We start from the raw sequence: 16,969 nt of genomic DNA on the forward strand, positions 1-16,969 counted from the left end.
TTTTCTGAATTATCCGGGTTTTTGGCTTTTTCGGTATTCTATTTTATCGTACTTCAACTTGAAGTGCGGAATGTGGGCTCAATCATACCGCTTCGGATTTCGTCGCGACGTTGCTTAGCTTCCACAGTCCACAACTTTTGAACTGTTCCGTCTATATCAAATTCAAGACTCTCAACTAGCATCTCTGCTAACTGCGCTCTCAACGCATTTGGCAAAGATAAAGCTTCTTCCATCAGTCGCTCAATTGATAGCATAATGGTATCCAAACAAAAATCGCTAAATAGTTAAGTTCAAAAGGAAGCAAATTGTACAATCTTGTTTGATTATAGCCTAAGTCGGGGCGGGTTTATTAGATTACTGGTATTAGGCAATTATTGTTGGTAAAACCCGCCCCTACGCGCTCGCAAATTATTCGATCGCGAATCAACCTTTTATATCGTGCCTGTTAGCTTCGGTTGAAAAGTGTTTTTGATGCTGTAGGGGCGGGTTCACCAACAATAATTGCCTGTAATCGACAATCTCATAAACCCGCCCCCACCCAATGATAAATCGCAATCTACCTCTTTCTTGATACAAGATGAACATACATAAATGCCATCATGTCCACCTACCTACCGCACCAAAAACGCCGCACACTCAACATGAGAAGTCTGAGGAAAGAAATCCGCAGGCTGCACTCGCGCTAACTTATAATCCCCATTTTCGCACAAAATCTTCAGGTCGCGAGCTAAAGTAGCAGGCTTGCAGCTAACATAAACAATGCGATTTGGTTTGATTTCCTTGATAGCTTCCAAAACCGCGCGATCGCACCCTTTCCTCGGCGGATCTAGCAGCACAATATCGGGTGTCAATCCCAAGGATGGCAGCAAACTCTCTACAGTTCCGGTGTGAAAATCGACATTTCTCACGTCATTTAACTCAGCATTTAATTGGGCTTGTTCGATCGCCGCCGGTTGCACTTCTAAACCTATGGCTATTTTTACTTGTTTTGCCAGGGGTAAAGTAAAAGTACCAATGCCACAGTAAGCATCAACCAAAACCTCGTTTCCCTGCAAATTCAATTCCCCTAACATCACCTCTAACAACGCTTCAGCCGCCTCTGTATTTACCTGAAAAAAAGTATCTGCTCTTAGCTGAAATTTCAAACCAGCAAAACTTTCTCGCAGATAAGAACGACCAGCAATGCAGCGAGTTTCTGTCCCAAAAATCACATTAGTTTGAGCGGGATTGATATTCAAACAAACCCCTGCCAGTTGAGGATATTGTTTCAGCCACTCTGATGCTTGCTCTTCTAGTCCCGGCAACTCTCCAGTGCGAACTATTAAAGTTAGCAGCATCTCGCCAGTGCGCCGTCCGATCCGCAAGGACAAATGACGCAATTCTCCTGTATGTTTCTTTTCGTCGTAGACTTGCCAATCCCGCCAGTGGATGTCTTCTTTCACTTCTTTTAACAAAGGATTGAGGCGCGGATCTTGCACCGGACACTGATTGAGATTGACTAATTTGTGGGTGCTTTTTTGATAGTAACCTGCTTGGACTTGACCTGTTGCAGATATTGCCACGGGATAAGTCGCTTTGTTGCGGTATCCCAAAAATTGGGGAAATCCCTCGATTTTTCCCGTTAAAATTTCATCCACTTGGGGATTGCTAAATCCGCCAATCCGTTCTAAGGCTTGAATGATTTGATTTTGTTTGGCTGCAAGCTGATATTGATAGTCTACGTGCTGCCACTGACAGCCGCCGCACTTGTCGGCGACAATGCAATTAGCTCGAATGCGGTGTTCGGATGCTTCCAGAAGTGTGTCCAGCTTGCCTGTAGCATAGGTGGATTTGACTTGCACGAGGCGCACAAGGACTCGATCGCCCGTCACGGTATCGGGCACAAACACTACTAACTCACCAAAACGACCAACTCCGTCGCCGGTGTCTGTCAAGTCGGTAATCTCTATCTCAATCAGTTGACCTTGCTGGCAAGGGTTTGCCAATTTCGTCGAGTTTGGGGTCGGGAATTTAGATTTGGTCACAAGTAGTCGTGGTAGGATTTAATATGGTAATGCAATATCGCTCTCTCTTTCCTGAGATAAGTCGTAGCGAAGCGGGGCGTAGGCCATCGCACTCAAACTCAATTGCAGGCTGTCTTCCTGCTGCTGAACGTCTTGCTGCTAAAGCCAAGCTTCAACCTGCAAGTCAAGCCTGCCGTGAGTTGCCCCTACCCGTGCCTGTGCGATATGCTGTTGGGGCGACGTAGCAAAAACTCGTTAAACAGTCAAAGTGTCTGCCGACATCAAAACTCTCAGTCGCAGTTTTTGAGTTTTTCCCGCAGTACCCTGGAACACAGGGAAACTGGCTTGAACATCAAGCATAACGTTTCCGGAGATTTATCGGCTACTTCTAATGTTGATAAATGTTAGAAGCAAAGTAAATCGCCCAACCAAGAATCTCGTCTTTAAGGGATGAGAATGTCAATTAATCTTACTCTCAAATATCCTCAATTTTTTTGAATAACAATGAGCGTAGTTAGCCAACTAATTCTCCAAGCCGACGACGAACTTCGCTATCCCAGTACCGGCGAACTTCAAAGCATCAAAGATTTTTTTAAAACCGGAGAACAGCGGGTGCGTATTGCTACTGCGCTGTCTGACAGTGAGAAAAAAATTGTTGAAGAAGCTAGCAAAAAACTCTGGAAAAAACGCCCTGACTTTATCTCTCCTGGGGGCAATGCTTACGGCCAACGCGAACGGGCTTTGTGTCTGCGCGACTACGGCTGGTACTTGCGCCTGATTACCTACGGTATCTTGGCGGGTGACAAGGAGCCGATCGAAAGCATCGGTTTGATTGGCGTTCGGGAAATGTATAATTCTCTCGGCGTTCCTGTTCCTGGCATGGTCGAAGCTATCCGCTGTTTGAAGGAAGCTTCTTTGGCTTTGCTCAATCAGGATGATGCTAAGGAAGCAGCTCCTTATTTTGATTATATCGCTCAGGCAATGTCTTAATTGCTTTGGTGATTGCTTTCATTAATGTAGCGGGGCATTCGCGGGTGATTTTTGGGGTGATTTTATCTCGCAATTGCTCGCAAATGTTTCGCTTCTGTTTTTGGCAAGGAAGAGTTGACAGTTGACAGTTGACAGTTGACAGTTGACAGTTGACAGTTGACAGTTGACAGTTGACAGTTGACAGTTGACAGAATCAAAGGCAAGGGTTTGAGCAATTAACAGCGTCCTCACGGTTGGGTGCGGTTGCTAGTGTTAGGAAATCTGCTTGATTTCTGCTAGGAAGCAATGCTGTTTAAGCTTTCCCAGATGTTGAGTTCGTCTTGTCTTTCAATGCACATTTGATTTAAAAAGTCAAGGGTTTTGGGGAGAAATTGTTTTTTGAATTTCCGGCTGTCGTAGTGAATGGATGTTTTGAGCTGCGAGAGTTCTTCCAGGGTGGGGGAGGTTTGGATATGATGGGCGATCGCATTTTGCCATTCTTCCAGCCTGCGGTAGCTGATAAACAGGCCGCCTCTATCCCGATGGTGGACGAAAACCACGAAAGCCCATGATTCGACTCGCTTAATCAGGTTTTGGCTGATTTTGAGCAGTTGGGCGATGGCTACGCCCCGGCTTACGCCTACGACCTGATGGTGATGCGGAGCTTTTTCGAGGGTTGGATGCGGCGAAATAGTGGTGTCATGGCTGTATACTCAGGGCTTGAGAGGCAAGTTCTGTTTAGACTCAATTACATCTTACTCTATATCAGATTCTTATCTCACTTGTGCAACAATATTTAATGGAAACTCAGATGTTGTTCGTACAACCCTCAATCATTGATGCTGTGCTAGTTTGAGAGTTAATGTAGGTGGAAAAAATGTCAGCACTCTCTAACAACGCTGTGGTAGACAATCGGCAGGAATTGCGTCCCGTTCGCTTCACGGAGACGGGGCGGATGCGTTTGGGCAAGATGTTAAAGGCTGCAAGACAGACAATAGGTTGGTCTGTTAGCGAAACACAGTTCAAAACAAGGGGGTACGAAGAGGCGCTGTTCACAGCGACAAATCAACCCGTACCCAAAGATGTGGGTATCAGTGCCGCAACAGTCAACCGTTACGAACGTGGGAAGCTGGATAATTTGGATTGGCGATCGCTCAGTCTGTTATGCTTTGTCCTCAAGCCGATCGACCCGGTGACAGGAGAGGCCCTGGAACCGACAAATGCGCTTTACATCGCGTGCGAACATCCGCCATACAACGATGCAAAGCTCTACGACTAGATTATTTGCAGATAGGTGATGACTGATGGTGCTAGCAGAAGCTAAGCCAGAAAAAGAATACTTGAGACGGAGATTTACTGATACCGGGCTGCGGCGGTTGGGTAAATTCCTGCGATCGTGGCGGGAAGCTAGAGGCTGGAGCGTTCACGAACTGAGCGAAAAGACCAAGCAGCATGAGGCTCAATTTTATAATCTAGGGGGAGAGCCTTTGCCGAAAGTTTTGGGGGTCAGCATTGCAGGCATTTCGAGAATCGAAAATGGCTATTACAACAAGCCTGCACCCGATCTTTTGTGGCTGTTCCTCGATGTTCTCGAACCAGTTCACCCGGTTGAAAAGCGGTTGGTTACTCTAGAAGACTTACTGTTGATCGGAACTGAATTTTGGAACCCCAACGTCGAGGCGTAGGATTGACTTAATAGTTAAATTGGATCTGTAAAATGCCGGGATTTCTTGACTTTAAGGCTGTCGTTGATCGGGAAAAACTGCGCCCTGTGCGATTTACGGATACGGGACGCGGTAGATTGGGCAAACTTCTGAAAGCAGCTAGAGAGATTCGGGGCTGGTCAATTATTGAAACAGAAATGTTGACACTCCTCGACCTAAAGGTGCGAGCATTCTTTCTTCACAGGGACTCCGACGAGTTTCCCCTCTGAAAGCATCTTGACCGTATGCCCTACGGCTGCAAGTCCTCTAATAAGAACTACTTGTGCAGCGGCAACATCCCTATCGGTTGTGTAGCCACAATTTGAGCAAGAGTGAGTGCGCTCCGACAATCCTTTTTTACCCGTTTCGACGCCACAGCTAGGACAAATTTGACTGGTTTTGTGAGCGCTTACTTTCTGGAAGTACACACCATTTTTGAAACAGGCTTGCTCTAATATTGTAAAAAACTGACCCCAACTTGCATCTAAGCAATGCTTGCCGAGCATTGCTCTAGACAATCCGACTAGGTTTAAGTCTTCCACAAAAATCATCCCTGCATCTTTGCAAAGTTGGTGAGACAATTTCCAGTGCCAGTCTTTACGACAGTTAGCAATGTACTCATGCAGTTTGGCAACTTTCTTCTGAGCCTTTTTCCAGTTATTTGAACCTAACTTTTTCCTGCTGACACCTTGTTGCAGCAATTTAAGCTTGCGTTCTGCGTCGAGGAAAAACTTTTGGCGCTTGACTAAAAGACCGTTAGAAGTTGCTATGAAATTAGTTAATCCGACATCAACTCCTAGCGCTTCACTGTGTGGCATGACCGACGGTACTGGGACATCCCATTGCAGGGTTAGCATTACGTACCAGCCACTAGCCCTGTTAACTATTCTTGCCTGTTTGATTGTTGCGCCGTCCGGGATAGGACGCGATTGGCGAAACCTTACTAAACCAATTTTAGGTAGTTTCAGTGTTCCATTTTTGACAGGATTGATGCCCAGTTGTGGGAATACAAAAGACCGCATTGCTCCCGCTTTCTTAAAGCGAGGAAATCCGTGTTTCTGTTCCCACATACTGACAAATGCTTTTTCCAGCCGTCTTAGCGTTTGCTGTAGAACGTGTACCTGAACCTCACCTAAAGCGAGGATACTTGCCCTGGCTGCGGTTAAGCTTTTGCACTGACTAGCGTAGGTGGGTCGCTTTGCTTCGGCTGAAATGATAAATTCGGAACGAATAGAACAAGCGTTAACTTGGCAACTACGAGATTGAAACCAATGCTTGCGCTCTGCTAGCCCGTAGTTGTAGACGCGACGACATTGTTCTAGCCAGTCTTCAAAAACGACTGCTTGCGCTGGTGTTGGCTTCAATTTGAATTCGTAGCTGAGATTTAACACTTGCTTTATCCTCCTACACTGATTATAGTGTCGTGAACAAAGGTTGTAGCGCTTATTCACAACTCTTAACTAAAGTCGCCCTAGAAGGGCGAGGCTTGTATCCAGTTTTTTGGTCAGCGAAACAGAGTTCAAAACAAAGGGATATGAAGAGGCGCTGTTCACAGCTACAAATCAACCCGTACCCAAAGATGTGGGTATCAGTGCCGCAACAGTCAACCGTTACGAACGTGGGAAGCTAGATAATTTGGATTGGCGATCGCTCTCTCTGTTATGCTTTGTCCTCAAGCCGATCGATCCGGTGACTGGGGAAGCCCTGGAACCGACAAATGCGCTTTACATCGCCTGCGAACATCCGCCGTACAATGACGCGAAGCTCTACGAGTAGTTGATTTTTGATATCTGATTAAAGAAAATTAGTTAGATTGGGAGTTTTTAACCGCAGAGGGCGCAGAGGGCGCAGAGTTAGAGAAGAGAGAGATTAATCATTCTGATACCAACGGATTTGATATTACCGATCGCCCTTTTGTTTAGCAATTAAAGCTTTAGCTTGCTGCCACAGAGATTCTAACTCTTCTGGGGCATAATCTGACAAAGGTCGATCGCACGCAGCCTCCACCATAGCAAACCGCTGCACAAAGCGATCGTTCGTTCCTTGCAAAGCAGCCGACGGATCTAAATCGTACCAGCGAGCTAATTGAATCAACACAAACATAATATCTCCCAATTCTGACTGCTGCGCTGCCTTATCCTCGTGTTTGAGAGCGTGTTCAAATTCTGCCATTTCTTCGTGAAATTTATCCCAAACGCCGTCTACACTGTCCCAATCAAAACTCACTTCCGCAGCTTTTTGAGAGATTTTCATCCCGGCGGTTATCGGCGGCAAAGTGCTGGCATAACGGCTCATTTTCGAGGCTAAAGTTGCCGGCTTTTCCGAAGTTGTGCCTTTTTCTGCTGCTTTGATTTTTTCCCAGTTTTCGTTGACTTCATCCACGCTGTTGAGTTCGACATCGCCAAAGACGTGGGGATGTCGCCTAATTAGTTTTTCTGTAATGCCCGCAGCTATTTCGGCGAAGGTAAACTGATTGGATTCGCTGGCAATTTGAGCTTGCAGAATTACCTGTAACAGTAAGTCGCCCAATTCTTCCACGATCGCATCTTTATCTCCTTTGCGAATCGCGTCAGCGGTTTCATAAGCTTCTTCGATGATGTGGGGAATTAGAGTTTGGGGAGTTTGAGCTAAATCCCAAGGACATCCGCCGTCGGGCGATCGCAATGAGGCCACAACTTCTATAAGTTCTTTGAGTGCTGCGAGCGATCGACTTTCAGAATTAGACATAATAATTTACCTTTTATATCAACCGCCCAGACGGTTATAACGTTGTTAATGGCTCCAACCATTGATTTTATTACATCTTCCTTCTTCTTCCTTCTTCCTTCTTCCTTCTTCCTTCTTCCTTCTTCCTTCTATCCTTTACATCCGTTACATCCGTTACATAATCCGTTGCCGAACTTCCTTCTTCCTTCTTCCTTCTTCCTTCCGCTATAGATTTGCTAGATGTGCGAGTGGGAGCTTTGATTTTGGGCCTTTTAATTGTCTTAGGAGGGCGCAAACCGCTCAATCCTTTCTTTTTGAATCTTTTGTAAGCCGAGCCGCCCCAATCGCTCAGATAGTGGCTCATAGCGCCCAATTCTAGACCGATGTAAACGGCTAAAATTTCGATGTGGTGTTCCCAGATCGATCGCCCGTAACTCAAAACCACATCCTGCCAATTCCAGCCGAAGTTTCCGACTTTTTCGGCAATTGCCAATCCCAACACTCCGAGAACCGCGATCCAGATAGCGAGGTACAAGATTCGCAAAGCAGTGCCGATCAGAGGGCCGTGGGACAAAAAAGAGCGGTGGCGAAGGCTTTTTTGGTACGGAAGCCAAATCGGTTTGAACCATCCCCAGCGCTGATACTGGCAGGAGTAGATATCCAAGTCGGGGCCAAACATCAGCCCGCCGAATAAGAAACTGCCGGAAACGAGCAAAGTCAGGTTGCTGCTGCTCGTCTGGCAAAAGGTGAGGGCTGCCACCAAGGGCAAACTCCACATGGTTATTTGATCGTGGGTGCGGCCAGAGGGCATTTAAAGTTTAGGATTTTTTTTACTTGATCTTTCTGAGTTACTGTGATATGATAAATCCCGGTGAGTGCAATTGGGTGATTAGCTCAGTGGTAGAGCGCCTGCTTTACACGCAGGATGCCGTAGGTTCAAATCCTACATTACCCATCCGATAACTCAATATCAACAGTTTCAGCCGTTTTTAGCCGTCAAGCCGAGAACGGCTGTTGCTGTGGAGGGTTGACTGTTGAATTTGGTGACGACTAAATTTAACATTCTGGGCGGATGTCTCAAAAGTTGGCACCCCATGCTAGAAAATTAATTTATTGATTTTCTTTTTTAGAACCCTGTATATGAAGCCTAAAATAACTAGCCCGATCGCGTGGCAGCAAGCTGAACTGCTCATGCAGCCAGCGATGATCCGAGTGATCGACAACATCCGCAAACAATTAGAGGAGTCAGTTTGGACGGGTACTTATCAAGAAGTGCAGATTCCCATTCCTGGCTATCAACTACTTTTAGAGCTTCAAGGCGAGCAAAGATGTATCGATATTTGGGAACTTTGCTATCGAGTCTGCTTTGTCAACTACCAGCCCGCCCACAGTCAAATCCAAAGCCAAGAAGTTGTAATTGATACTAGCTTGATTGAGGATGACACTGGCGATGTAGATTGGAATCGTCTAGATGCCAAAGCCCGCCAATTAATACAAGAAATATTCGCTAATTTGGACAAATAGTCAGTTGTCAGTTGACTGTTGACAGTTGTCAGTTGACAGTTGACAGTTGACAGTTGTCAGTCGTCAGTTGTCAGTTGTCAGTCGTCAGTTGTCAGTCGTCAGTTGACAGTGGTGAGCTTTCCAGCCAACAGCCAACAGCGAACAGCCAACAGCGAACAGTCAACAGCCAACAGTTAACAGTTAACAGTCAACAGTCAACAGTCATCAGTTAGTTAACAGTCAACAGCCAACAATTAACAGTCAACAAAATCTTATGATTCAAGAATTGCACGACATTCAAGCAGCGACAGGTGCTACATTTGCAGAGTTAACAACCAAAGAAATTGTGCCAGTCAGTTTTGGTAACGACGCAGAAGCGATCGCAGCAACGAAACAAGGTGTGGCTTTGTACGATCGCACTCACTGGGGACGCATTCAAATCTCAGACAGCGATCGCCTGCGGTTCTTGCACAATCAAAGTACCAATAACTTTAATATACTCAAACCCGGTCAAGGTTGCGACACCGTTTTCGTGACTTCCACCGCCCGGACGATCGACCTCGCCACCGCTTACGCTACAGAAGATGCCGTACTGCTGTTAGTTTCACCCAACCGCCGCCACCAACTGCTGGAATTGCTCGATCGCTATATTTTCCCAATGGATCGCGTCGAGTTAACAGATTTAACCGATACAACAGTTGCTTTCAGTGTCCTCGGCCCGGAAAGCACTCAACTACTAGAAAAAATCGGAGTTACCGAACTCGAAAATCAACCTTACGCTACTCACAAATTGATAAATTTTGCAGGTATGGAAGTCCGAGTTGCGGTGGGTAGCGGTTTAGCAACTCCCGGATACACGTTAATTGCGCCAGCAAGCGATGCAGCCAACTTGTGGAAGGAATTAGTCCAAGCTGGGGCCGTACCGATGGGCGATCGAGTTTGGGAACAACTGCGAATCGAACAAGGACGCCCCGCCCCCGATTTTGAACTCACAGACGATTACAACCCCCTAGAAGCCCGTCTTTTACACACGATTACCTATGACAAAGGCTGCTACATCGGTCAAGAAACAATTGCCCGGTTGAACACCTACAAAGGAGTCAAACAGCAACTTTGGGGCGTGCAGTTGAGCGGTGCCGTTGAACCCGGAACAGCAGTCACCATCGGAGAAGAAAAAATAGGCAAACTCACCAGTTTTACGGAAACTGAATCGGGCTTTTTTGGTCTTGCTTACATCCGCACAAAAGCGGGCGGGCAAGGACTGAAAGTGCAAGTCGGATCGGTGTCAGGGGAAGTAGTAAATGTACCTTTCTTGAGTTAGTAGTTGCGATCGGTCGCCTGGTGACGCAGCAGCGCCCAAAACTTTTTTGTTGAGGTTGATTTGGGAAGGATGTTAACACCATAAATTTGCCCCAAGTCCTATCTTTAGATAGATTTGCAAACCAACAACCGAAATTATTCTGTATTACAGTCGTCACAGAAAAAACAGAGTTTTTCAATGAAAAAGTTTACATCGCGCTTAGTTACAACTTGCCTGCGAGTAGGAATAATCTTGGCTGTAGGAATAGCGCTGATTTTTAGCTCGGAATTGGAATTTTCGGCCAACAAAATGCAAGCGCTCGCTACACATTTAACCCCGGAAGCTAAGTCTTACGAAGTTGCCCGTCCCGATCGCCCGCCAACAACCGATATCGAGAAGGGCGGAAATGATGCCGTTGACAATATCCGAGAAAAGCTGAATCTCGACCAACCCATTGCCCCCAGTACCAAAAAATTTGTAGAATCGGTAAAAGATAACGTGGGCGAAGCAGTTACGCCGGCACGGGAAGCACTAGAAAAAGCTACAGATCGAGGTAGCAGCGATCGAGCCAACTAATTCAATCGCCTCCTGTTTTCAAATATCAAATTCTTAGTCCCTTTTTGCTGGGACGAAAGTTTGTGTAGTAGCGATTTCAAGCCGAATCATGGAAGCGATAACGAACCGGGATGTGATTGTTCATATTGGCACTTCAGGTTGGAGTTACGACCATTGGGAAGGTGTGCTTTATCCCCACCAGCTACCGCCTCGCTCTAGGCTCGATCGCTACATCCAGCACTATCAAACCGTCGAAGTTAATAGCACCTACTACCGCTGGCCACCAAACACTACCTTTGCTAGCTGGCGAGAGCGCCTCCCCCAAGGATTTCTGATGACGGTAAAAGCGCCCCGCGGTTTAACGCACTCCAAGCGCCTTTACTCGCCAGAAAAGTGGTTGGAACGCATGAGTGAGGGACTTCAAGGCCTGGGCGATCGATTGGGTATTCTGCTCGTCCAGCTTCCTCCCCAGTTCGGCTGCGATTTAGCCCGCCTAGCTTACTTTCTAGAACAGGTACCCTCCGGGATCAAAGTAGCTGTCGAATTCCGACATCCAAGCTGGCACACAGAAGAGGTATTTTCGCTGCTAGAACGCGAAGGAGCGGCTTACTGCGTGATGAGCGGCGCCCACCTTCCGTGTATCCTGCGTGTAACTGGTTCATTCGTCTATGTGCGACTCCACGGCCCCGACGCCAACAATCTCTACGGCGGCTCCTACTCTGATGATGATTTGCATTGGTGGGCCGATCGCATCCACGAGTGGGAAAGTCAGGGGCGAAGCGTGTTCGTCTACTTCAACAATGACGGAGAGGGAAATGCAGTTCGCAACGCTTCAAAGCTAAAAACTTTTGTGGAGAATGGTACTTCCTGACAGACTCTAATTGAGACCGTTCCCATTCTTTTGGGCGCATTCAAAAACGCTCCGCAGTTCCTTGAAGCTAAATTATAAATCGGAGGTGGCGTTCGTCTAGGTTATTGTTTGACGATCGCACTCACCCCGAACCCGCACATCCCACTCAACCTCACCCAGCACAAGCCGATCGTATTCAACTCAACATCACCCTCGCATTTTTGGCTCCATTTCAAACAAATCCCATAGGGTGCGCTTGACAGTTGGAAACCCGAAATACTCTGTCAGTTTCTCGATGCGATAATTAAACGCTTTGTAGCGGTGTTTGAAGTACAGTCCCACATTCCCTCAGTGTTCCCACAATCCCAGCAATTTGATGGCAACCTCTGAGTAATGGACTCTCACATCCCGCTGCACTTCGGCTATCCGTTTCTCCCTTCCTCAATTAGTCGAGTCGTAATTCCAATTTTATAGAATGAGTGAGGAAACTTTAAAAATTTATGGACAGACTGAAACGGACTTGCAATGCTGTAAGCTGTTGTGCATTTAAATTGTATATTTCGAGTCCCCATCAAAAATCGTCAAATCCTCTCCCCCTCTCCTCTTCTCCCCCTCTCCCTCTCTAATACCATAGGCAATCTAGATGCAACACAGCTTATCAGCCATCCGCTACAGACAGGACTTTTCAAGGCAAGCGTTGTTTTTTGGACGCTTTCTACACAAAAGCCAAACTCTAACTTAACTGCTTGTAACGAAGTATACACTTGATTGTGCTTCTAAGTCTCTCTAAAGAATTATTTGTATATTCTCCTGAAGACAGATGATAGCAGCGACCTAGCCAAATAACATACAAAGTGTACAGAGTTATTAGGTAATCTAAAGGCAGAATTTAAAAGTAGTCTATTTGCGCCCTGTAGGAAAGACATTCGACTTACCCACTTGTCAAAGCTAAACAAAGTGGCAGTATGTGGCGTACTCTTGTGCCTTACTTCAGGTTAATGACCAATTGAGCTTTGATACTTAATTAATTAAGTTTACCTGATTTCTTCTGTCTCTGTTCTACCTGTCAGACCCTAACTACCCTGTTGTTATAAGTACCTCTAAAGAATGGTTGGTATATTCTCCTGGATACGGAGGATAGCAGCGACCAAGGGAAATAACATCAAAATCTACAGAGTTATTGGGGAATCTAAAACCAGAATTAACAGCACTCTATTTGCGCCTTATAGGGCATACATTCGGCTTACGCACCTGCCAAAGTTGAACAAAGTTGCAGTAGGTCGCGTACCCTTGTGCCTTACTTCAGGTTAATGACCAATTGAGCTTTGATTCTTAATTAGGTTTACCTGATTTTTTCTTTCTCTGCTCTATCTGTCACACCCTAACTACCATCTGGTAATACGCTTCTTTGTAGATGGCACAAAGGATACCCGAAATTTTCGCAGTTTAAGACATTTGTGTTGCTTGTAGGTCATTCGGTATACCCAGACTGACCAATTTTCCTTTTACCCGATCACACTTATTTAATAAGAAGTCTCATGGTTAACTTACTCAGACCGCCCAGTGTTTCTTCAAGTTCTCGCTTCGGTACTGTAACTGGTTTGTGGAGGCAACAGTCTCTTTACGACAGGAGGGCGCTTAAGACTGGTATCGTCCATTTCGGGCCAGGTCGTTTTTTTAGGGGGCATCTGGCCTACATTATACATAACTATCTTGCACAGAAGGATTTCCAAGAGCAGAGATGGGGGATTTGTGGGGTTAGCCTCAAGAGTCAACAGACCATTACTAGGCTGAAACCGCAGAGATTCCTTTACACTTTGACCAAACACTCTAGTTGCGCTCAAAATCGTGAGGAAGCGCAAGTTATCGGTTCTATCAGGGAAATAGTTAATGGTAGAGACAAGTGCCAGTATGTGCTTGAAAAGATGGCGTCTCCTTCTGTGCATCTGGTGACTCTTACTATTACTCAAGGAGGCTACCATCTAGACAAGAATTTTAATCTCGACACCACGAATGAAGACATCGCGCACGATTTGCGAAATCCTTCCACTCCAACTACTGCAATTGGCTTTATCGTAGAGGCGCTGCGACGACGACGCGATCGCAAAATGACCCCGTTCACCACACTTTCTTGCGACAACCTCCCAAGAAACGGGGAAATCCTGCGAAAAGCAGTGCTAGCTTACGCTGAAGAGATCGATCCTCAACTTGCAGAATACATCAGGGATAACGCCACGTTCCCTAATTCTGTTGTAGACAGGATTGTGCCTCAAGAACAGGAATCCGACTATAACTACCCCAGCCGACTGTTGCAGGTTCGCGATCGCGCACCCATTGTAACCGAACCATTTTGGCAGTTTGTCGTGGAAGATAAATTCACAGGCGATCGACCCAAGTGGGAAGATGCGGGGGTGATTATGACTAGCGACATTACTCCCTTCCTGTATATGAAGTCGAGATTCTTGAATGCAGTACACTCCTTCATAGCCTGTTTAGCTGTAAGAGCAGGTATAGAGTATATGCACGAGGCGATCGCCCTACCGGAATTCCACTTGTTTACTCGGCTTCTCATGGACGATATCGCCGCAGCAACACCAGTGCCTCGCGAGATGTGTGAACAATATATGGAACAGGTGTTACTAAGGCTGAGTAACGAAGATCTTCCCGATACTACTGAGAGAATCTCTTCAGAAACAGCGAGGAAAGTAGGCAAGTATATATTTCCAATACTTCAGGATGCTTATAGGCGAAAAGTCAGCATGAAGCGGATTATACTTCCTGTTGCGGCGTGGCTTCTTGCAGTCAGAGAAGAGGCGAGCGAGTCTGGTCAACCCTATTATGCCAAGGATACCCAAAGCGCCATTACAGCCATTCAAAAAGGCGCCGTAATTAGTGGGATTCTGGGATTGGACAATTGCGAACACACAGAGGTCGTAGATAATGAATGCCACAGGGCTTTGCAATATCTCCAGACCCACGGACTATTGACTACGCTTAAGAATTACAGTGAGGGAGGTCTTTTAAATGAAACAGCTTCAGCATGATTTGGTGGTGCTTTTCGATCATGACGGAACTGTTGTTGACAGTGAAACCATAGCACTTAAGAGCGCCTGGAGGCTGACAAATGAAGTGGCTCGGGAGTTCCCTACGGATCAATACTATGATCTTGAGGACTTTGTTAAAAGCTTCGCCGGGAAACCCTACAGGGAAATACTCAAAAAGCTCTACCCAGATTCATTAACCAGTCTTAATGAGCGCGATATTGACCGGCTAGTGGCTGAAGAAGAAAAGAGAGCGATCGAACGGCTTACTATAGAGGCAAAAGCGACGGTCGGAACGCCCCAAGTGCTGTCTTCCCTGCGCGACGACGGAGTTAAATATGCACTTGTAAGTAACAGCAGCTTACAGCGGCTGACTGCTTGCCTTGGTGCTGCTGCCCTGACTGAGTATTTCCCAAGCGACCAGGTATTTAGCGCCCACGACTCTCTCCCGGTTCCACGTCCCAAGCCACTTCCTGACATCTACCTATATGCAGTGAAGTGTCTGGACGCAGAAGTTTCGGGTTGCGTGGCAGTTGAAGATTCTATCAGTGGGGTAAGGTCTGCCGTTGCCGCTGGAATTGGGCAGATTATCGGTTATGTAGGGGGAACTCATATAAGCGAGGATGAACGAAGCAGCCGTGCAGATGCTCTTGAGTCGGCTGGTGCCCACCAAGTGATCGAGCGGATGGAGGATCTTATCGGTCTATTATCAGCAACCCCAGTCTAAATAAACAGGGCATGAGGCACTGAAATCTGATCGTTTTCCAACCCTCCGCACCTACAACTTCTTGAAGTACCGGGCGATTGGTAAATCAACCTGGTGCGATCGCTGTAAGGTTTTCCACAATGCCTCAATCTGTTCATAGGCAGTTTGCGGTGACAATTTAACTCCTGTTTCTCACCCGACGATAAAGCTGACTCGTTGAGAAAATTCCTGGAGATTAGCATTAAGAAACTCTCTCAAAATGGAAGGACAAATTTGAGAAGCATCGAATGATCAATTAATTGGCAATGGATAAACGCCAGCAACGACGATACCAAAGCAACGCGCAAGCCAACTTAATCATACCGAGATAGTTACAAGCTTTCTTGTCATAGCGCACTCAGATAGCTTTACACTTCGAGAGCCAACCCAGAGTGCGCTTTACAAGCCAACGCCTTGCAGGATAACGGTGCCCATCACCCGCCGCGACCATCTTTGATACTTGCAGATAACCTCTCGGCGGTCGGTGTGCATGGGTGTTGTTAGGTCGCTAAAGCCTTGAGATAACAGAACTGGTTAGGTCTGTTAGTAAAAGATGTTGGGTTGACGTAAAGAAACCTAACCTACAAGAGCGATTACTGGTGTTATGTGCGGTCACTGCTTATATTCATTGATGTCGGTATCCGTAACATAAATCACCACTGGACTTGTATCTTTCCCGTCGGTTGTTACGATCGCATCTCTGCACCCTATTGTTTCTTTGATCTTGGCATCGGCATCAGCCAGGGTTGCGCTCTCGGACAGGAAGATTACTATAGGCTGAGCTTTTTCTCCCTGTTCATGTCGCCAGTCAAGGTAGTTCTTTAGTGTTGGCGGTGGCGAGACTGGATCACCCCCTTGATCCCTCTGCGGATTTGAACCTTCAGGCTGAGACTGCACTAAAAACGCTGATGCATTGATCCTGTAGACCATGTTGACATATTTTTTGTCGGCGTCAACCACAATGACTCTATATCGATTTCTAGACTCTAGCTCGTTAACAACATCTTGCAATGGCTTGTTCATATCATCCTGACTGAAGACAAGATCGTTTGCCAGAGCCTTCAAGGGGATCTTTGCCAACGTGTTGTCTGGCAGCGGGGGTGCTGAAACAAGGCCACTGTTAGCTTGCTGCAATACAGCAGCAGTAGTCCGATCCGTGGCCCTTGAAGCAGCCTCAAAAGCATTGCGCGAAAAATAAAATGCCAGAATAGTGCCTACCCAAGTTCCGTACAGAGGGAGGGTTGAATCCATTACTCGTCCTGAAACAACCCCTCTTTTTTCACCATTTTCCGCCGTGGCAATTACCACGACTGATATACTGAAGACAGCTATTATCGAAGCGAGAAGAACCCCCAAGGCAATCCTCTCCCTATTTCGGGAGTCAGATTGCTCTTTCAACATAATCCCCTCTCGAGTGGTTTGGCTTGGGGGCTGGCTCTGGGAAGTTAGATCAGGGGACAGAGGAGCAGGTGTTGCCGTGGCTGGAGGAAGGGGAGAAGTATTAGCCATGAATATCTAGTATTGTAAAACTTCGTTGAGTTTATAAGCAATTATAAACAATGGTAGTATGATCTTATCATGGTGGTCGAGTGAA

General features: G+C 46.5%; 19 protein-coding genes, 1 tRNA gene and 1 pseudogene. 13 read left to right on the forward strand and 8 right to left on the reverse strand.

The annotated features are described in order from the left end of the window. Positions 1–53: 53 nt before the first annotated feature. Positions 54–254: an addiction module protein gene (locus tag QUA16_RS30570; RefSeq protein ID WP_333108042.1), complete on the reverse strand. Its 201-nt coding sequence runs from the start codon at positions 252–254 to the stop codon at positions 54–56. A 357-nt stretch (positions 255–611) separates the two neighbouring features. Then, complete coding sequence (rlmD, locus tag QUA16_RS30575) at positions 612–2,024, reverse strand: 23S rRNA (uracil(1939)-C(5))-methyltransferase RlmD (RefSeq protein WP_333108043.1); 1,413 nt, start codon at positions 2,022–2,024, stop codon at positions 612–614. Positions 2,025–2,047: 23 nt separating this feature from the next. Between rlmD and QUA16_RS30580 the strand changes: the two genes are divergently transcribed. After that, complete coding sequence (locus QUA16_RS30580; protein ID WP_333181593.1) at positions 2,048–2,248, forward strand: hypothetical protein; 201 nt, start codon at positions 2,048–2,050, stop codon at positions 2,246–2,248. A gap of 259 nt (positions 2,249–2,507) precedes the next feature. Then, positions 2,508–2,993: an allophycocyanin subunit alpha-B gene (locus tag QUA16_RS30585; RefSeq protein ID WP_190746013.1), complete on the forward strand. Its 486-nt coding sequence runs from the start codon at positions 2,508–2,510 to the stop codon at positions 2,991–2,993. A 275-nt stretch (positions 2,994–3,268) separates the two neighbouring features. Here the strand turns inward: QUA16_RS30585 and QUA16_RS30590 are convergent, their stop codons facing one another. Further along, positions 3,269–3,532, reverse strand: coding sequence for a hypothetical protein (locus QUA16_RS30590; protein WP_333108045.1), 264 nt, complete (start codon positions 3,530–3,532; stop codon positions 3,269–3,271). Between the two features lie 317 nt (positions 3,533–3,849). Here QUA16_RS30590 and QUA16_RS30595 point away from each other — a divergent pair, with 317 nt between their 5' ends. Together QUA16_RS30595 and QUA16_RS30600 are read left to right on the forward strand one after the other, a co-directional pair. Then, positions 3,850–4,251 carry a helix-turn-helix transcriptional regulator gene (locus tag QUA16_RS30595; protein WP_333108046.1) on the forward strand — a complete coding sequence of 134 codons (402 nt, stop codon included), beginning with the start codon at positions 3,850–3,852 and terminating at the stop codon, positions 4,249–4,251. Positions 4,252–4,276: 25 nt separating this feature from the next. Further along, complete coding sequence (locus QUA16_RS30600) at positions 4,277–4,657, forward strand: helix-turn-helix transcriptional regulator (protein WP_333108048.1); 381 nt, start codon at positions 4,277–4,279, stop codon at positions 4,655–4,657. Between the two features lie 194 nt (positions 4,658–4,851). Here the strand turns inward: QUA16_RS30600 and QUA16_RS30605 are convergent, their stop codons facing one another. Then, positions 4,852–6,066 (reverse strand): transposase, encoded by a 1,215-nt coding sequence (locus QUA16_RS30605; protein WP_333108049.1) that lies wholly within the window; start codon positions 6,064–6,066, stop codon positions 4,852–4,854. A gap of 109 nt (positions 6,067–6,175) precedes the next feature. Between QUA16_RS30605 and QUA16_RS30610 the strand changes: the two genes are divergently transcribed. Further along, positions 6,176–6,451 (forward strand): helix-turn-helix transcriptional regulator, encoded by a 276-nt coding sequence (locus QUA16_RS30610; protein ID WP_333108051.1) that lies wholly within the window; start codon positions 6,176–6,178, stop codon positions 6,449–6,451. 123 nt (positions 6,452–6,574) lie between these two features. Here QUA16_RS30610 and mazG read toward each other — a convergent pair whose 3' ends face one another. Then, the gene (gene mazG / locus QUA16_RS30615; RefSeq protein ID WP_333108052.1) at positions 6,575–7,402 is read right to left on the reverse strand and encodes a nucleoside triphosphate pyrophosphohydrolase; all 828 of its coding nucleotides are present in this window, start codon (positions 7,400–7,402) and stop codon (positions 6,575–6,577) included. A 70-nt stretch (positions 7,403–7,472) separates the two neighbouring features. Then, positions 7,473–8,192: a metal-binding protein gene (locus tag QUA16_RS30620; protein ID WP_333108055.1), complete on the reverse strand. Its 720-nt coding sequence runs from the start codon at positions 8,190–8,192 to the stop codon at positions 7,473–7,475. 72 nt (positions 8,193–8,264) lie between these two features. Here QUA16_RS30620 and QUA16_RS30625 point away from each other — a divergent pair. From QUA16_RS30625 to QUA16_RS30660, 8 genes are all read left to right on the forward strand, one after another. Further along, positions 8,265–8,336 (forward strand) — tRNA-Val (locus QUA16_RS30625). A 185-nt stretch (positions 8,337–8,521) separates the two neighbouring features. After that, positions 8,522–8,905 (forward strand): hypothetical protein, encoded by a 384-nt coding sequence (locus QUA16_RS30630; RefSeq protein WP_333108057.1) that lies wholly within the window; start codon positions 8,522–8,524, stop codon positions 8,903–8,905. A 53-nt stretch (positions 8,906–8,958) separates the two neighbouring features. Further along, positions 8,959–9,117, forward strand: coding sequence for a hypothetical protein (locus QUA16_RS30635; protein WP_333108058.1), 159 nt, complete (start codon positions 8,959–8,961; stop codon positions 9,115–9,117). A gap of 41 nt (positions 9,118–9,158) precedes the next feature. Then, positions 9,159–10,205 (forward strand): CAF17-like 4Fe-4S cluster assembly/insertion protein YgfZ, encoded by a 1,047-nt coding sequence (gene ygfZ, locus QUA16_RS30640; protein ID WP_333108059.1) that lies wholly within the window; start codon positions 9,159–9,161, stop codon positions 10,203–10,205. A gap of 177 nt (positions 10,206–10,382) precedes the next feature. Further along, positions 10,383–10,760 (forward strand): hypothetical protein, encoded by a 378-nt coding sequence (locus tag QUA16_RS30645; protein WP_333108060.1) that lies wholly within the window; start codon positions 10,383–10,385, stop codon positions 10,758–10,760. A gap of 88 nt (positions 10,761–10,848) precedes the next feature. Beyond that, positions 10,849–11,610, forward strand: coding sequence for a DUF72 domain-containing protein (locus tag QUA16_RS30650; RefSeq protein ID WP_333108061.1), 762 nt, complete (start codon positions 10,849–10,851; stop codon positions 11,608–11,610). Positions 11,611–13,127: 1,517 nt separating this feature from the next. Next, the gene (locus QUA16_RS30655) at positions 13,128–14,633 is read left to right on the forward strand and encodes a mannitol dehydrogenase family protein (protein ID WP_333108062.1); all 1,506 of its coding nucleotides are present in this window, start codon (positions 13,128–13,130) and stop codon (positions 14,631–14,633) included. Then, the gene (locus QUA16_RS30660; protein WP_333108064.1) at positions 14,614–15,357 is read left to right on the forward strand and encodes an HAD family phosphatase; all 744 of its coding nucleotides are present in this window, start codon (positions 14,614–14,616) and stop codon (positions 15,355–15,357) included. The genes QUA16_RS30655 and QUA16_RS30660 overlap by 20 nt, the downstream gene beginning before the upstream one ends. Before the next feature lie 51 nt (positions 15,358–15,408). Here QUA16_RS30660 and QUA16_RS37065 read toward each other — a convergent pair. Both QUA16_RS37065 and QUA16_RS30670 read right to left on the reverse strand, forming a co-directional pair. Continuing rightward, positions 15,409–15,516 (reverse strand): annotated as a pseudogene (locus QUA16_RS37065) (DUF7219 family protein); the annotation flags it as partial. Positions 15,517–15,987: 471 nt separating this feature from the next. Next, positions 15,988–16,776 (reverse strand): hypothetical protein, encoded by a 789-nt coding sequence (locus QUA16_RS30670; RefSeq protein ID WP_333108065.1) that lies wholly within the window; start codon positions 16,774–16,776, stop codon positions 15,988–15,990. Positions 16,777–16,969: the final 193 nt, after the last annotated feature.

The organism is Microcoleus sp. S13_C3 (genome assembly GCF_036700905.1).
GTDB lineage: Bacteria > Cyanobacteriota > Cyanobacteriia > Cyanobacteriales > Microcoleaceae > Microcoleus.

What these genes read in the sequence shown, in the direction of transcription:
- QUA16_RS30660 (WP_333108064.1), top strand. Translation starts at nt 14,614, where the DNA reads ATGAAACAGCTTCAGCATGATTTGGTGGTGCTTTTCGATCATGACGGA.
- QUA16_RS30630 (WP_333108057.1), top strand. Translation starts at nt 8,522, where the DNA reads ATGAAGCCTAAAATAACTAGCCCGATCGCGTGGCAGCAAGCTGAACTG.
- QUA16_RS30600 (WP_333108048.1), top strand. Translation starts at nt 4,277, where the DNA reads ATGGTGCTAGCAGAAGCTAAGCCAGAAAAAGAATACTTGAGACGGAGA.
- ygfZ (WP_333108059.1), top strand. Translation starts at nt 9,159, where the DNA reads ATGATTCAAGAATTGCACGACATTCAAGCAGCGACAGGTGCTACATTT.
- QUA16_RS30620 (WP_333108055.1), bottom strand. Translation starts at nt 8,192, where the DNA reads ATGCCCTCTGGCCGCACCCACGATCAAATAACCATGTGGAGTTTGCCC.
- mazG (WP_333108052.1), bottom strand. Translation starts at nt 7,402, where the DNA reads ATGTCTAATTCTGAAAGTCGATCGCTCGCAGCACTCAAAGAACTTATA.
- QUA16_RS30655 (WP_333108062.1), top strand. Translation starts at nt 13,128, where the DNA reads ATGGTTAACTTACTCAGACCGCCCAGTGTTTCTTCAAGTTCTCGCTTC.
- QUA16_RS30595 (WP_333108046.1), top strand. Translation starts at nt 3,850, where the DNA reads ATGTCAGCACTCTCTAACAACGCTGTGGTAGACAATCGGCAGGAATTG.
- QUA16_RS30580 (WP_333181593.1), top strand. Translation starts at nt 2,048, where the DNA reads ATGGTAATGCAATATCGCTCTCTCTTTCCTGAGATAAGTCGTAGCGAA.
- QUA16_RS30585 (WP_190746013.1), top strand. Translation starts at nt 2,508, where the DNA reads ATGAGCGTAGTTAGCCAACTAATTCTCCAAGCCGACGACGAACTTCGC.
- QUA16_RS30645 (WP_333108060.1), top strand. Translation starts at nt 10,383, where the DNA reads ATGAAAAAGTTTACATCGCGCTTAGTTACAACTTGCCTGCGAGTAGGA.
- QUA16_RS30650 (WP_333108061.1), top strand. Translation starts at nt 10,849, where the DNA reads ATGGAAGCGATAACGAACCGGGATGTGATTGTTCATATTGGCACTTCA.
- QUA16_RS30670 (WP_333108065.1), bottom strand. Translation starts at nt 16,776, where the DNA reads ATGTTGAAAGAGCAATCTGACTCCCGAAATAGGGAGAGGATTGCCTTG.
- QUA16_RS30570 (WP_333108042.1), bottom strand. Translation starts at nt 254, where the DNA reads ATGCTATCAATTGAGCGACTGATGGAAGAAGCTTTATCTTTGCCAAAT.